This window comes from Pseudomonas sp. B21-010 (assembly GCF_024749325.1).
Classification (GTDB): Bacteria; Pseudomonadota; Gammaproteobacteria; order Pseudomonadales; family Pseudomonadaceae; genus Aquipseudomonas; species Aquipseudomonas kilonensis.
On record NZ_CP087198.1, the window covers coordinates 167,674 to 181,216 of the forward strand.

A 13,543-nucleotide genomic window follows, 5' to 3' on the forward strand; every position below is an offset into this window, starting at 1 on the left:
AAGCGAGGCCAACTGGCCGCGACTCAGTACCCGAATTTCTTGACGACCATAGAGCATTGGAACCACCTGATCCCATCCCGAACTCAGCAGTGAAACGATGCATCGCCGATGGTAGTGTGGGGTTTCCCCATGTGAGAGTAGGTCATCGTCAAGATTAAATTCCGAAACCCCTATCTGCTGATGCAGGTAGGGGTTTTGTTTTTAGTAGAAGTCATCGATTTTACCGACACGTTGCTGTTGAACGGGTTGGTCACAGAATTTCTTGACGACCATAGAGCATTGGAACCACCTGATCCCATCCCGAACTCAGCAGTGAAACGATGCATCGCCGATGGTAGTGTGGGGTTTCCCCATGTGAGAGTAGGTCATCGTCAAGATTGAATTCCCAGAACCCCTGTCTGCATCAGCAGCCAGGGGTTTTGTCGTTTTGGGCCGGTAATCGGATCAAGCCCCTGATGCCCCGGCAAACCCCCAATGCCGTTGCTATGCTGTGATAGTCGGGCTTTGGCGACCAAGGGCCCGCGACGTCACTGGTCATGGGGATTCCAATAATGAAAAACCCTTATGCTCCCGGCTTCTGGTGCGCCATTGCGGCTTTGATACTGCTTTCGGCCACTTATTTCTATGGCGTCATGCTCACTCACCAGATCGACAAAGCACTGTTGTTCCTCGATAGCGCGGCGGCGTTGATCGGCGTGATATCCATCGCAATCGTGGCCTGGGCATCGCTTCAGGGGCAGCGCATCAAGAAAAAACACCTCGAACAAGGCAAGACATTGGTGCTGATTTGGGACACCAAGGTTGCGCTGCGACGTGTCGAAACGGTGTTTGACCGTTATTTCTGGGGCAGTTATTGGCAGCCTGGCCGCACGTTCCAGGAAGTTATGGGAGAACTCACCGGCACCCCGCTGGAAAAGAGCCTGGAAGCCCTGAAAACTCAATGCGCTGCCTTGGACAAGCAAGTCACCCAGGACGGCTGGCATTGGCTCAACAACGCCCGAGAGTTGTGTGACGTGGCTAATGCCATGGCCCGTGAGCGCTATCAACTGGACTTCTGCGATTCACGCGCAGACTCATCATCGGGCGCGGCAGTAATCAATCGCGATTTCGAAGTGCTGGTGTACACCTGGACGGCCCGCCTCAAGACTTTCGACCACCAGCTCGACGAGATCGAAGTCCAATATTCGTAGACCACCTCGCAAGAAAACGTTTTTACCCCTTTAAACATTGGGCCCGAAGGGGTGCCTGATGGTAATCTCCCCTCCTCTTTTACGGCGTCGAGCCACACCCTTTGCGGGTCAGGGAAGACGACGGCTTTGTTCAACCATGGATATCGATCGGGTCACTCATGAATAAATCAGCAAGCATACTCCTGGGAATCGTTGTGGCTGTCGGTGCTGTCAGCGCGGGCGGCGCCTGGTACACCGGGACCAAGCTCGAAGGCGTGTTGACGAACGCTATTGCCGATAGCAACAAGCAGATGCAGACAGCCTTGGCCGGGTCTAACAGCACTGCCACCCTGGAGCTGGTCTCCATGGACCGTGGTACGTTCAGCAGCACCGCCCACTACCGTCTCAAGGGCGAGGGCGAGATCTTCGGTAGCGAGCCGGTTGAGCTGCTCTTCGTCGACCAGATCGAACATGGCCCACTGCCATTTTCGCGCTTGATAACACTCAAATGGCTGCCGGTCATGGCCACCAGTCACACCGCGCTTGAGCGCAATCCGCTGACTGACAAGTGGTTCGCTGCCACCAAGGACCAATCGCCGCTCAAAGGTGTGGTCAACCTGGGTTACGACCAATCCATCAATGGCACCTACGAGCTGCTACCCGTGGATACCAAGCTGGATGAGCAATCCCAGCTCACTTTCTCCGGCCTGAAATTTGACGTGGCCGCCAGCGCCCAAGGCCAGAAGATCAAGGCCGACGGCTACATGGACAGCTTCAAGCTGACCACCGTTGCCGAAGACCAGACTCCCGTGCAGGTTGAGCTGAGCGGCCTGACATTGGCGAGCAACCTGAGCAAAAGCTCCTACGGTTACTACATGGGTGACAACACCCTGCTGCTGAGCAACACCAAGGCCACCTTTGGTGAGCCGAAGTCGGTGCTGGGCCTGAAGAACTTCGAGATGAAGAACAGCAGCACCGAGAGCGGCACCAGCGCTTCGGGGCGTGCCGATTACAAGATCGGTGAGTTGTCGTTCAACGACAAGACCATTGGTTCGGCGCAGATGGCAGTCAGCCTGAAGAACCTGGACATCCCGGCCACCATGTCGCTGATGCAGATTTACCAAACCAAGCTGCAACCCTACGAAAAAGCGGCAGCCGAGGCCACTGCAGCCGGTGAGCCGGCCCCAGAGCTGAGCCTGACCGAAGCTGAAGAAGCGCAGGTCAAGGCTGATCTGGAGAAACTCCTGGCCGGCGCCCCGCAAGTGGCGTTGGAAAACCTGTCGTTCAGCACCGCCAATGGTGAAAGCCGCGCCAACCTGATCGTTGATCTGGCCAAGCCGCAGTCCATGGATCTGCCACCGGATGAGTTGGGCCGTCAGTTGCTCGCCCTGCTGGATTTCAACATCAAGGTTTCCAAGCCGATGCTGGTTGACCTGATGACCGTGCAGGCACAGATGGAAGGCCAGACGGATGCCAAGTTGATCGCCGATCAGGCCACTGCCACCAGCGATATGTTCAGCGCCATGGCGGTCGGTTCGGAACTGGCAATGCTTGAAGGCAGCGATGTTGTCACCAAGCTGCACTACGCCAACAATCAGGTCGATTTCAACGGCCAGAAGATGACCGTTGAGCAATTCACGGCATTCGTGATGAGCAAGCTGGGTGGTGGCGTCGCCGTCCAGTAACGCGTTCGGTCAACACCCCAAACCCGGCCCGTGCATGATGCATGGGCCGGGTTTTTTTACGCCTATCGATCAGCTCTGCGCTGAAATCTGTAGCGATTCTGAAGAATTGTGGCGTTCCAGAAGATGACCCGCCCGAGAGTGCAAAACTAAACCCATTAGAGCTTGGCTGGATTCCTTTGATCCGGCTTCCTGTTTGATGGGCAAGGGGGCACTGCGACCCGGCTGGCCATGTAAGGATGCTGACGAATGCCGCGTACTGTGGGTCCTTTTATTCAACGTGGTTTGCGCCCGTTGTTTCGCGTCGCGCTGTGCAGCCAATTGTGCTGGCCGATACTGGCGTTTGCCGATACCGCCTATGACCAAATGGTGCTCGACGCCCGTGCAGGCCATTACACGCCTGCGCTGACCGCGTTGCGCCAGGTGCCGGCTGGCCAGGCCAGCGCTGCGCAAATCAGCGACCACCTGCAGATCGCCAGTTGGGCCGGCCTCGACGTCGAGGTGGTGACGGTCTATGAGACCCAGGGCCGCCATCGAGCGCTGCCTGTCCAGGCGCTCACCGCTACGGCTCGCGCCTATCGAAACCTCAAGCGTTGGGATTCGGCGCAAGAGCTGTACCGCCAGGCCTTGGTGATGGACCCCCAGAACCCCGACCTGCAACTCGGCCTGGCCTTGACCCAGGCCGACGGCGGTCAGCCCGACGAAGCCGTCACCCGCGCAAAGGCCATGGTCGCCGCCAAACCGACAGATCCGATGCGTCGACTGGCGCTGGGTTATGCCCAGACCCGCGCCAACAACCCCCACGAAGCGCTGTTCGAATACGACCAGGCCTTCACCCGCGCGGGCAACAGCCCAGAGATTGCACGCGAATACATCTACGCCCTGCAACGCGCGCGGCTGCCCGAACCGGCGCTGCGCCTGGCGCGTCTGCAGCCGGGGCTGATCGACCGAGGTGTGCAGCGTCGCCTGGAGGGTGACGTGGCAGCCGAACGGGTGCGCCTGGCGGACATGACCAGTCGCAGTGAACAGGAGCGCTTCGTCATTGCCGACCGCGCCCTGGCCGACTACGACAAGCTGCTCGCCACCTGGACCCCGGTGGCCGAGGCCCATGACGACGTACTCCGTTGGCGCATCGATCGCATGGGCGCTCTCAATGCCCGTGTCCGTCGGGCTGAAGTGATTGCCGAGTACCAGAAGCTGATCGCCGAGGGCGTGAGCATTCCCACGTATGCCCTGCGTTGGGTGGCCTCTTCCTATCTGGAGCAGCGTGAACCGGAAGTCGCCGTCGAGCTGTACCGCCAGGTACTGGCGGCGCCGGATGCCGATCCTGCGGAGCGCTTTGAAGACAGCACCGCGCTCTACTACGCGCTGCTGGAAAGTGAAAAATCCGAAGAGGCCCGCGCGCTGGCCGAAGACATGGCGAAAGCCCAGCCTCCACGCGTCGAGCTCAAGGGCCTGCCGATCGGCAACCCCAACGATGAATGGATGGATGCCCAACAACTCGCCGCCCAGGCCGGCACTTACGGCGCCGACCTGCCTTCTGCCGAAGCGCGCCTCGACACCCTGGTCAACCAAGGCCCCGGCAACACCGGCATGCAGCTGGCCCAGGCCGATCTGTACCAGGCCCGTGACTGGCCGCGCCGTTCGGAAAACCTCCTCAAGGAAGTCGAGGCCACGATCCCGCGCAACCGTGACCTGGAAATCGCCCAGGCCCGCGCAGCCATGGATTTGCAGGAATGGCGGCAGATGGATGCACTGACCGACGACGTGGTCGCCCGCTATCCGGAAAACGCCCATGTCAAACGCCTGCAACGCCAGCGCGACGTACACGACATGGCTGAACTGCGCATCGAGGCCTATACCGGCAAGAGCTATGGCGGTGGCAACGGTGACGCCGGTGCCGTCACTGGCAGTCGGGACTTTGGTATCGAGACGCTGCTCTACAGCCCGCCCATCGATGAAGACTGGCGGCTGTTCGGCGGTGCCGGCTACGCCACCGGCGATTTCGAGGAAGGCACCGGCCACCACCGCTGGCAGCGCCTGGGCGTGGAGCGTCGTATCCGGGACATGACACTGGAGGCCGAGGTCTCCAATCATTCCTATGGCTCCGGCGACAAGCAAGGCGCGCGCCTGGCCGTGGCGCGGGACATCGACGACCACTGGCAGTACGGCGGCAGCCTGGATTATCTCTCGGCCAATACCCCGTTGCGGGCGCTCAACAGTGGCATTCGCGCTAACGGCGGTAGCGGTTTCGTACGCTGGCGGGCCAATGAAAGCCGCGAGTGGCGACTGGCTGTCAGCCCGTCCCATTTCAGCGATGGCAACAACCGCCTCGAAACCCAACTGACCGGTCGCGAAGGCATCTACAGCACACCGCGTGTGCAAGTGGAGCTGGGGCTGGAAGTGGCTGCCAGCCGCAACAGCGGTTCCAACGAAGTGCCTTATTTCAATCCGAAATCGGACTTCAGCGTCATGCCGACCGTGAGCGTCAATCACGTGTTGCACCGCCGCTACGAGACCACGTGGAGCCAGCAGTTCCAGGTCGGTGCCGGTACCTACAGCCAGCGCGACTACAACACCGCGGCCGTGGGATTGCTCGGCTACGGCCAGCGTTTCATCTGGAACGACGTGCTGGAGGCCGGCGCCGCGCTGAGCTGGCTCAACCGCCCCTACGACGGCGATCGCGAAAGCGATCTGCGCCTGCTTGTCGACCTCACTTATCGCTTCTAGAAGAGTTTGAAGATGCCTGTTATTTCGCGATTCATCCTTCTGCTGGGGGTCTTGCTGATCAGCGCGTGTGCCCAGCAAGCCCCGGCGTTCACGCCGCCCTCGCAGCGCCCGCTGGCGGCTAATGATGCCCCATGGCCAAAGAACCATGTGCTCGGCATCGCCTACCACGATGTCGACGACCGTGACCCGGACCAGGCTCTGGTGGCCGTGCGTACCGAACGCCTGATCGAACAACTGGCGTGGCTGCGAGAAAACAACTACCAGCCGGTCACAGTGGATCAGATCATCACGGCCCGCAATGGCGGCCCGGAACTGCCACCGCGTGCGGTGCTGCTGAGTTTCGACGACGGCTACGCAAGCTTCTACACCCGCGTCATGCCCATCCTGCGCGCCTATAACTGGCCGGCGATCCTCGCCCCGGTCGGCAGTTGGGTGGATACGCCGCTGAACCAGACGGTGGATTTCGCCGGGGTGCCGCGCAAGCGTTCCGAGTTCCTGACCTGGGAGCAGATTCGCGAGGTTTCCAAATCGGGCCTGGTGGAAATCGCCGCCCACACCGATGCCAATCACAAAGGCATCCTCGCCAACCCGCAAGGCAACCAGCAACCCGCCGCGACCACCCGACGCTACGACTCCGTCACCGGTCGTTATGAGGCCGAGGCCGATTTCCAGGCTCGCTTGCGCAAGGACGTGGCGGCCATTTCCGAGAAAATTCGCAAGGTCACCGGCTACAGCCCGCGCGTCTGGGTCTGGCCTTACGGTGAAGCCGACGGCACGGCGTTGCAGGTGATTGGCAGCGAGGGTTATCGACTGGCCCTGACTTTGGAAGACGGTCTCGACAGCCTGGATAACCTGATGAGCGGCCCACGCTTCCTGGTGGCGTCCGATCCGGATGGTGCCCATTTCGCCGAAAGTATCGTGTCGGTGCAGACGATTGACCCGATGCGCGTGGTGCATGTCGACCTGGATTACGTCTACGATCCGGACCCGGTGCAGCAGGAAGCCAATGTCGGCCAGTTGGTCCAGCGCATTTCCGACCTGGGCGCCAATACGGTGTTCCTGCAAGCCTTCGCTGACCCGAAAGGCGACGGCCTCGTGCATTCGTTGTACTTCCCCAATCGTCACTTGCCGGTGCGCGCCGACCTGTTCGACCGGGTTGCATGGCAGTTGCGCACCCGGGCCAATGCCAAGGTCTATGCCTGGATGCCGGTGCTCAGTTTCGCCCTGGACGCGAAGCTTTCGCGGGTACAGCGCTGGGATCCGAAAACCGGCAAGACCGGCGTCGCCCCTGACCAATACGTGCGCCTGTCGCCGTTCGACCCGAACGTGCGCAAGGTCATCGGCGAGATTTACCAAGACCTGGCGCGGATGAGCTCGTTGGACGGCGTTTTGTACCATGACGATGCAGTGTTCTCCGACTTCGAGGATGCCAGCCCCGCAGCCCTGAAAGTCTATGCCGCCAACGGCCTGCCGACGTCCATTGCCGCCCTGCGGGCCGATCCTGCAGCGATGCAACGCTGGACCCGCTTCAAGAGCCGCTACCTGATCGATTTCACCCATGAACTGACCGCCAAGGTCCGGGCGATTCGTGGCCCGCAGGTGCGCACCGCGCGCAATATCTTTGCCGAACCGATGCTCAATCCTGACAGCGAAGCCTGGTTCGCGCAGAACCTCGACGATTTCCTCGGCGCCTATGACTGGACGGCGCCGATGGCCATGCCGCTGATGGAAAACCAGACCCTCCAGCAATCCGGCCCCTGGCTCGATCGTCTGGTGGACACCGTCAAGGCCCGCCCCGGCGCGCTCAAGCGCACGGTGTTCGAATTGCAGGCCCGGGACTGGAACAGCAAGCCGGTCAGCGACGTCAGCGGTAAACAATTGGCCGACTGGATGGGGCGCCTCAAGCGCAAAGGCGTGACCAGTTTCGGTTACTACCCGGACAACTTCATCGAAGACCAGCCCGCTTTGAAAACCGTGCGGCCTGCGCTCTCCAACAAGTGGAATCCTTGACATGCTCGACAGACTGCTCGCTCTGCTGGTGCTGGCGATCGTCCTCGGGGTGCCCCTGGGCCTGATCTTCCTGGTCACCGGGCAATTCCTGATGGACTTCGTGTTCTTTTACCCGCTGTTCATGTCCGGGCTGTGGATCGCCGGCGGCCTGTATTTCTGGCTGCACTGGGAACGCCACTGGCCGTGGAAGGACGACACCCTGCCACCGCCCCTGGCCGGCGAGCCGTTGATCAGCATCCTGATCCCGTGCTTCAACGAAGGCGACAACGTCGCCGACACCATTCACGCGGCGCTGGGCCAGCATTACCCGAACATCGAAGTCATCGCCATCAACGACGGCTCCAAGGACAACACCGCCCAGATGCTCGATCGACTGGCGGCTGAAGACCCGCGCCTGCGCGTGTTGCACCTGGCGGAAAACCAGGGCAAGGCCGTGGCCCTGCGCATGGGTGCCATCGCGGCGCGCAGCGAATACCTGGTGTGCATCGACGGTGACGCGCTGCTGGCGCCGAACACCTGTGCCTACCTGGTGGCGCCGATGCTGGACAACGCCCGACTCGGCGCGGTGACCGGCAACCCGCGCATCCGCACCCGCTCGACTCTGGTGGGCCGAGTCCAGGTTGGCGAGTTCTCCTCGATCATCGGCCTGATCAAGCGTACTCAACGGGTGTTCGGACGGATCTTCACCGTGTCTGGCGTGATCGTCGCGTTCCGTCGCTCCGCCCTGCACCGGGTTGGCTACTGGAGCCCGGACATGATCACCGAAGACATCGACATCAGTTGGAAGCTGCAACTGGATCACTGGAGCATCTTCTACGAGCCGCGCGCGCTGTGCTGGATCCTCATGCCCGAAACCCTGCGTGGCCTGTGGCGGCAACGGCTGCGCTGGGCCCAGGGTGGCGCCGAGGTGTTGTTCAAGAACATCCGGGGCATCTGGCAGTACCGCCACCGCTACCTGTGGCCGCTGTTGTTCGAATATTGCCTGTCCACCGGTTGGGCGTTCACGTTCCTGCTGTCGGTGATTTTCTGGGGCGTCGGCAAATTCGTCGAAATGCCAGCGGCCATCGCGGTCGATCACCTCATGCCACCCGCCTTCACCGGGCTGTTGCTGGCGGTGATATGCCTGCTGCAATTCGCGGTGAGCATCCTGATCGATCGGCGTTACGAAAAAGGCCTGTGGCACATCATGTTCTGGGTGGTCTGGTACCCGTTGGTGTTCTGGCTGATCAGCCTCTTTACCACCCTGGTGAGCTTTCCAAAAGTGCTGTTCGGGCAGCATCAGAAGCGTGCGCGCTGGATCAGTCCGGATCGCGGTATCAAACCGTTCGATGATCAGGAAGAGGAAGTGATCCGATGAAAATTATCAGGACCCGGCAACGGCCTTTTCTGGTGCTCATCGATGCGTTTTTTACCGTGCTGGCGTGGGTGGGGTTGTTGTACTTGCTGGTCAATGGGCTGTGGCCGCTGTTCGCGAGCCAGGCCGGTCCGCGCCCGGGAGGGTCTCTGTTCGATACCCTGGGGACCTTGCAGGTCTATGGATGGATCGCCTTGGTCAACGCGGTGCTGTTGATTACCTGGGCGCGTTACCAACAGCGCAAAAGCCGCAGCTTCGCCCAGCGCCGGTCGCCGGCCCCGGTAGTGAATGACCAGGGCTTGAGCGCCAGTTTCAAGTTGACCGACGAGCGCCTGGACACGCTGCGCCAGCCCGGCTCGAAGACTATTCACAACAATCTGGACGGCGACATCAGCCACGTCGTGCCGCACTTCCACTTGCTCAGCCCCGACTTGCAGCCGCCGCCCCTGGCGCCACTGGAGCGACCCGGCGTGATTCACCTGCCGGCCGATCACTCCGTACATTGATGCCATCGCGAGCAAGCTCGCTCCCACAGGGGATCGGGGGCGGATATTTCGGTCAACACAAGACAAAACTGTGGGAGCGAGCTTGCTCGCGATGGCGTCGGGTCAGCCATAGTGAAGTCGACTGAACCACCGCTATCGCGAGCGAGCCCGCTCCCACGGGGGATTTGGGCCTAGGATGAAAAATCCCGGATCAGCCGCCATGCCTCGTCCACCGGTAACGGTTGTTTCATGCGCTGGGCCAGCGCTGCCATGGCCCGGCCTTCATCACAGGCCACTGCGGCGGCAACGAGGCCGTCCTTGCCCAGCAGGGCAATAAAGGGCGGATGCTCGGGCGTGCCCTTGAATTCCACTTCGTCCCAGTGCTCGGCGTGGCCAAGATAGTCGTAGCGTTTGCCAAAGTGATAGGTCCAGAAAAACGGCACGTCCAGATAGTGCTCGTCGCCGCCGAGCATGTTCGCAGCGGCAATGCGCGCCTGTTGCTGGGCCAGGCGCCAGTGCTCGATGCGCTGGGGCTGGCCGTTCAGCGGGAAGGTCGCGATATCACCGACGGCCCATAAGCCATCAGTCACTCGCATGCCCGCGTCGACGGACAGTGACTGGTCCTGTTCCCGTGGCAATGCGGCGAAGGGCTCGGTGGCCGGGCGCACGCCGACGCCGATGATCACCAGGTCCGCGGCAACGCGCTGGCCGTCATCCAGCACCACGGCTTCGACCTTGCCGGCGCCCTCGATCTGCGCCGCTTCACTGTCGGTGCGGTACACCACACCATTGGCCCGGTGTCGGGCCAGAATGGCCTGGCCAACGCTCTCACCCAACTGTGCCGCGAACGGCACCGGATGCCGGGCCAGGACGGTGACGTTGAGCTCGCGCTTGCGCAGGGACGAGGCGACTTCCATGGCGATGAAACTGTCGCCGATGATCACCGCCTGTTGCCCTGGCCGGGCCGTGTCGAGAATCTGCCGGGCGTTGGCGATCGAACGCAGCACGAAGACTTGCGGCAAATCGATGCCGGGCAGCGCTGGCATCTTGGGTACTCCGCCGGTGGCGATGAGCGCGGCGTCGTAGTCCAGGCGCCGGCCATCGGCGAGTTGGATTTGCCGAGTATCGGGGGCCAAATGGGTGACCTCGCCATGGAGCCTTTCGATGCGTTGCCGGGTGAAGTAAGTTTCATCGCGCAGCGGTGCTGTCTCGTTGACTGCCATGTCACCGGCCAACACATACTTGCTCAGCACTGTACGGTCGTAGCCGGCTTCGGCTTCGCGGTCGATCATCAGGATTCGCCCGCCAAAACCCTTCTCGCGCAACGCCGCCGCGCAAGCCGTGCCGGCGGCACCGGCGCCGATGATGACAAACGTGCGCGGGTCATCGGCCGGCGGGACTTTATCGGTTGGCAATGGTTGATCGTCGACCCAGACGTCACCGTCCCGGACCTCGACGTGATAGCGCGCCAGGCTGTCGAGGGCCGGCGGTTCGCACAGGGCGCCGTCTTCAGCTCGGAACGCGGCCTTGTGCCAGGGGCAAATCAGCCGTCCGTGGCACACCGCGCCCTTGGCCAGTGGTGCGCCGGCATGCGGGCATTTGCCTTGGAAGGCGCGCACTTGATCACCGGAGCGCAACAGCAGGATGGACGTGTCGTCGATTTTGACTTCGAGGCCGCGGTCTTCACGAACGTCGGCGAAACGGGCGACTTGATGCAGAGACATGGTCATTCTCCGGCAGGCGTTTCCCTTTGGAGTCCCAGGGCCGGAACGAGTTTCAGCATAATTGTCACTGCAACCTTGGCGAAGCTGCGGCTATAGTTCGCAAGCCGTCCATGGCCAGACACGCACAAGGTGCCCCGGTATGACCCGATTGAACTCTCTCTCCCCTTGGCTGGCGGCCGTCGCCCTGGTGCTGTGCGCACAAGGGGCTGTCCAGGCCGAGGAGCGTTTTACCCTCAGCATTCCCGGTGTGTCGGACGACCGCCTCTTCACGGCGGCAGCAGCCAGTGATGCCAACACCTGTGGTGGCAAGAACATTTCTCCGGCCTTGAGCTGGAACGCCGGCCCGCCCGGCACCCTCAGCTACGCCATCGTCATGTTGGACCCGGACGGCCAAAGGGGCCAAGGTGTCGACCACTGGATCCACTACGGCATCAAGGCCACCACGCGGCAGATTCCGGCGGGCGCCGGCACCAAGCCCTCGTTGGAAGGCATGAGCGGTATCAACAGCAAGAACACCCACGGCTATATCGGTCCTTGCCCGCCTGTCGGCGACAGCGCTCACCACTACCTGATCCAGCTTTTCGCCCTGGACCTGCCGCCGGAAGCCCTGCCCGCCGACCTCACGCGTGCCCAACTGATGGAAAAAATCAAAGGCCACGTCCTGCGCAACAGCAGCGTAGTGCGCCGCTACCACCGCTGACTCGAACAGCACAAAACCCCTGTGGCGAGGGAGCTTGCTCCCGCTGGGCTGCGAAGCAGCCCCCCACAGTGGCGCTGACGCCCTGACACAACATTGGCATCACGCGCCAAAAGCGAGCACTATCGAGCCCTGTTCACTCATGCCGGAGGATGGCGATGACGCAGAAACCCGACGGCATCGCCCGCCTCCTGAACTGCCCCACCAAGGGCGACGAGATGCGCCGGGCCATCGCCCAGAGCCGCAAGGATTTCCTGCCTGCCGACGAGGCCGAAGACGCCGAGCCAGGCCAGCCACCGGTTCAACCGGTGGACCATGATCGCGACGACTGAGCCGTCGCCCTCTCTCAAACTTATTGTTCAAATCTGCCTATGACTGCCACCACTGTTCTACCCGGTGACCGATTCCGCCGATCCGATTACAAGACCCTGGGCCTGGCCGCCTTGGGAGGCGCGCTGGAAATCTACGATTTCATCATCTTCGTCTTCTTCGCCCTGACCCTCAGCCAGTTGTTCTTCCCGCCGGAAATGCCCGATTGGCTGCGCTTGCTGCAAAGCTTCGGGATTTTCGCCACCGGCTACCTGGCCCGGCCCCTGGGCGGCATTCTCATGGCGCACTTCGCCGATCGCCTGGGGCGCAAGCGGGTGTTCAGCCTGAGCATCCTGATGATGGCCTTGCCGTGCCTGCTCATCGGCGTGATGCCGACCTACGCGCAAATCGGTTATTTCGCACCGTTGCTGTTGCTGGCGCTGCGTATCCTGCAGGGTGCGGCGGTGGGCGGCGAGGTGCCCAGCGCCTGGGTATTCGTGGCTGAACATGCGCCGCTGCATCATCGCGGCTATGCCCTGGGTTTCCTCCAGGCCGGCCTGACTTTCGGCTACTTGCTGGGCGCCTTGACCGCAACAGCGCTGGCGCGGATCTACACACCGGCAGAGATTCTCGATTACGCCTGGCGCCTGCCGTTCCTGCTGGGGGGCGTATTCGGCGTGATCGGCGTCTGGCTGCGTCGCTGGCTGAGCGAAACGCCGATCTTCATGGCCCTGCAAGCCAATCGCGAAGGCGCTGCGGAACTGCCGTTGCGCACGGTCTTGCGCGACCACCGCCAGGCTTTGCTGCCCGCCGCCATCCTGACCTGTGTGCTGACCTCTGCCGTGGTGGTGTTTGTGGTCATCACTCCGACCGTGATGCAGAAAAGCTTCGGCATGACCCCCAGCCACACCTTCGCCCTGAGCAGCCTGGGCATCGTCTTCCTGAACATCGGCTGCATCCTGGCCGGTCTCATCGTTGACCGCATCGGTGCCTGGCGCACCGTCATGCTCTACAGCCTGCTGCTGCCTGTGGGCATCGCCGTGCTCTACGCCAGCCTGATCAGCGGCAGCGCCTGGCTGGGCCTGGCCTACGCTGTGGCGGGCCTGGGTTGCGGCGTGGTTGGTGCGGTGCCTTCGGTGATGGTCAGCCTGTTCCCGCCGAAGATCCGCGTGTCCGGCATCTCGCTCACCTACAACATCGCTTATGCGCTATGGGCCAGCATGACCCCGTTGATGCTGATTGCGCTGGTGCCGTGGAGCCCGTGGGTGTGCGTAGCCTATTGCGGTGTGATGGGCGTGGTGGGCGTGGCTGCGGCGGCGTATTTTCCCGGGCGGCATGGGAAGGCTGCGCAGCCGTCATTGGCCTGTGAATCCTGATCCGGCT

Annotated in this window: 10 protein-coding genes and 2 rRNA genes; 11 read left to right on the top strand and 1 reads right to left on the bottom strand. The window is 62.0% G+C overall.

Going from position 1 to position 13,543, the window contains the following annotated elements:
• Nucleotides 1–38 precede the first annotated feature (38 nt).
• The 8 genes from rrf (LOY50_RS00790) (at nt 39) to pgaD (ending at nt 9,451) form a co-directional block, all read left to right on the top strand.
• A 5S ribosomal RNA gene (gene rrf / locus LOY50_RS00790) occupies nt 39–154 on the top strand.
• Nucleotides 155–261: 107 nt separating this feature from the next.
• A 5S ribosomal RNA gene (gene rrf, locus LOY50_RS00795) occupies nt 262–377 on the top strand.
• A 174-nt stretch (nt 378–551) separates the two neighbouring features.
• A complete protein-coding gene (locus tag LOY50_RS00800; RefSeq protein ID WP_013691999.1) occupies nt 552–1,190 on the top strand; it encodes a hypothetical protein in 639 nt (212 codons plus the stop codon).
• Between the two features lie 158 nt (nt 1,191–1,348).
• Entirely contained in the window at nt 1,349–2,854 is a 1,506-nt protein-coding gene (locus LOY50_RS00805; protein ID WP_258690137.1) for a YdgA family protein, read from the top strand.
• Nucleotides 2,855–3,100: 246 nt separating this feature from the next.
• Nucleotides 3,101–5,581, top strand: a complete 2,481-nt coding sequence (pgaA, locus tag LOY50_RS00810; protein ID WP_253470749.1) for a poly-beta-1,6 N-acetyl-D-glucosamine export porin PgaA — start codon at nt 3,101–3,103, stop codon at nt 5,579–5,581.
• 12 nt (nt 5,582–5,593) lie between these two features.
• Complete coding sequence (gene pgaB / locus LOY50_RS00815; RefSeq protein WP_258690138.1) at nt 5,594–7,591, top strand: poly-beta-1,6-N-acetyl-D-glucosamine N-deacetylase PgaB; 1,998 nt, start codon at nt 5,594–5,596, stop codon at nt 7,589–7,591.
• A gap of 1 nt (nt 7,592) precedes the next feature.
• Nucleotides 7,593–8,948 (top strand): poly-beta-1,6-N-acetyl-D-glucosamine synthase, encoded by a 1,356-nt coding sequence (pgaC, locus tag LOY50_RS00820; RefSeq protein ID WP_253470754.1) that lies wholly within the window; start codon nt 7,593–7,595, stop codon nt 8,946–8,948.
• The gene (gene pgaD / locus LOY50_RS00825; RefSeq protein ID WP_253470756.1) at nt 8,945–9,451 is read left to right on the top strand and encodes a poly-beta-1,6-N-acetyl-D-glucosamine biosynthesis protein PgaD; all 507 of its coding nucleotides are present in this window, start codon (nt 8,945–8,947) and stop codon (nt 9,449–9,451) included. Before pgaC ends, pgaD begins: the two co-directional genes overlap by 4 nt.
• A gap of 170 nt (nt 9,452–9,621) precedes the next feature.
• On the opposite strand, the gene LOY50_RS00830 is transcribed toward pgaD, so the two are convergent.
• The gene (locus LOY50_RS00830; protein WP_253470758.1) at nt 9,622–11,154 is read right to left on the bottom strand and encodes an apoptosis inducing factor family protein; all 1,533 of its coding nucleotides are present in this window, start codon (nt 11,152–11,154) and stop codon (nt 9,622–9,624) included.
• Nucleotides 11,155–11,293: 139 nt separating this feature from the next.
• Between LOY50_RS00830 and LOY50_RS00835 the strand changes: the two genes are divergently transcribed.
• The 3 genes from LOY50_RS00835 to LOY50_RS00845 all read left to right on the top strand — a co-directional run bounded on the left by LOY50_RS00835 (nt 11,294) and on the right by LOY50_RS00845 (nt 13,536).
• Nucleotides 11,294–11,854 (top strand): YbhB/YbcL family Raf kinase inhibitor-like protein, encoded by a 561-nt coding sequence (locus LOY50_RS00835; RefSeq protein ID WP_214512914.1) that lies wholly within the window; start codon nt 11,294–11,296, stop codon nt 11,852–11,854.
• 155 nt (nt 11,855–12,009) lie between these two features.
• Nucleotides 12,010–12,183, top strand: coding sequence for a hypothetical protein (locus LOY50_RS00840; RefSeq protein ID WP_214512915.1), 174 nt, complete (start codon nt 12,010–12,012; stop codon nt 12,181–12,183).
• 39 nt (nt 12,184–12,222) lie between these two features.
• Complete coding sequence (locus LOY50_RS00845; protein ID WP_258690139.1) at nt 12,223–13,536, top strand: MFS transporter; 1,314 nt, start codon at nt 12,223–12,225, stop codon at nt 13,534–13,536.
• Nucleotides 13,537–13,543 lie beyond the last annotated feature (7 nt).